Source organism: Dethiosulfatibacter sp., from assembly GCF_983023055.1.
The window spans coordinates 1-2,028 of record NZ_CEZJXU010000454.1; the positions used below are offsets into that span (position 1 = coordinate 1).

General features: G+C 38.3%; 2 protein-coding genes. One reads left to right on the forward strand and one right to left on the reverse strand.

Annotation, left to right across the window (positions count from 1 at the left end):
- Positions 1-331 precede the first annotated feature (331 nt).
- Positions 332-1,681, forward strand: a complete 1,350-nt coding sequence (locus tag AC3AX0_RS12325; protein WP_487550576.1) for a Na+/H+ antiporter NhaC family protein — start codon at positions 332-334, stop codon at positions 1,679-1,681.
- 17 nt (positions 1,682-1,698) lie between these two features.
- Here the strand turns inward: AC3AX0_RS12325 and AC3AX0_RS12330 are convergent.
- A partial coding sequence (locus AC3AX0_RS12330; RefSeq protein WP_487550577.1) for a glycerol-3-phosphate acyltransferase occupies positions 1,699-2,028 on the reverse strand: 330 nt, incomplete at its 5' end.

A 2,028-nucleotide genomic window follows, 5' to 3' on the forward strand; every position in this document is an offset into this window, starting at 1 on the left:
AACAGAAGCTCTCTTTAACAGACCTTCCTTCACAGACTCAAAAAGATACAAATACAAAAATGGCAACACCACATTGGGACGAAAGAATCTGCACTTACCCATGCCTCTAAAACTTTTTCCATTATAGTACACCTTCTTGCCATGAGTAACTGTAATAATCGCTTGAAATCATATAACAACTGACAATATGTCCATTCACTCCTCGTTGATTCGCCAAGCCTTTGAAACGATATTTCAAAAGCGTTAGAAAAGTATTGAATAAATAACCCATATACCTTATTCTGTAATAAAACACAACAAGAACCGCAAACTACCACAATAGAGGTGTAAATTGAAAAAAGGTACAAACACTAAAAAAGATACGGGTATGGTTTTTGCCGTTACCCTTGCATCAATAATAGGCTGCATACTGTTTGAAATTTCCCTGTTCTACGGATTTTTAATTGCAATAACATTTTCATATAATTTGTTCAGACAAAGAGGATTTTCTTCAATCTCTCTTTTGTCCATGATGAAGTTTGGATTGTGGGATTGCAGGATGTTGTACGTACTTATTCTGCTCATTGGAGCCACCATGTCCATATGGTTGTCATCGGGCACCGTACCAGCAATGATTTACTACGGACTTAACTATATGCAGGGAGTAAACTTTTTATTCGCGGCCTTTGTCATAACTTCCATCATTTCAGTTTTCATGGGAACTGCTGTAGGCACTATAAGCACAATAGGTCTTGCTCTTCTGGGCATAGGCAAGGGATTTGAAATACCACCCCACATACTCCTGGGAACAATAATCTCGGGAGCATACATAGCAGACAAAGTGTCTCCAATTTCTGGTCTTCTCAACCTTACATTGACAACGACAAATACAACCTATAGAAATACCACGAAGAGAATGATGGTTACCTTTATACCCATATATATTATATCAGCAATGTTTTACTATATTCTGGGAATGGGATATGATGCCACTGTGGACAGCTCGAATCTGTACATGTTCCAACAAGCAATCAAGGAAGGGTTCTATATTTCTCCATACCTGCTGCTTCTGCCTATGATTGTACTGGTCCTTTCATTTTCAGGAGTGGATACCATAAGAGCTATTTCAGCAGGACTTATAGGTGGAATCATAGTAAGCTTCTCTTTGCAGGGCATGGATATTGTAGGAATTATAAAAGCTATTTTCTTAGGATACAAAGGAACTACCCCTACAGCTGAACTCAATGAGATACTCATAAGCGGAGGCATCGTATCCATGATTGAAGTCATTCTAATAGTCATGGGAGCCATTGCTCTCAGCAGCCTCTTCGAGGGAACAGGAATCATAAAGCCTGTAATAGACAGTGTAATGTCAAATGTTAAAACCAAGGGCAACCTCATATTCAAGACTGGAATGATCAGTGGAATGCTGACTGTAATAACCTGCGACCAGACCGTTGGCATAGTAATTCCTGGACGACGTCTCAAGGACAAATATCATGAGCTTGATGTGGACAACACGCTTCTCGCCCGAACCATATCAGATACAGGAACCATAATCGCACCTCTCATGCCATGGAATGTAAACGGACTCATAATATTCATCATTACAGGAATTACAGTTTTACATAGCGCTCCCTATGCCGTGCTCTGCTATATTTCACCTATAGTAACCTTTATTGTATCCCGATTCATACGATAATTAGAATACAACTTTCTTCATATTCCTTGCCTTCTTTTTTTCATAAATCTTCTGATATTATCCTTAAAGGCATATAAAAAGACTAGGTCCAGTGCAATAAAAAGAAGGATATATTCCCTGGTATAATCCGCCATAATCAATACCATAGGCAGAAGAAGAAAAGCACCCAGAATATCAATATTTCGATCCTTAACAAATATAAACATGATACAAAAGATAACAAAAATATAAATCAACGTCATAGGATCATATATCAGCAATACCCCCAATGCCGTGGAAAGCCCTTTCCCACCTTTAAACTGCAATTGAAAAGGAAATATATGTCCAATGATTACAGCAAATATGCA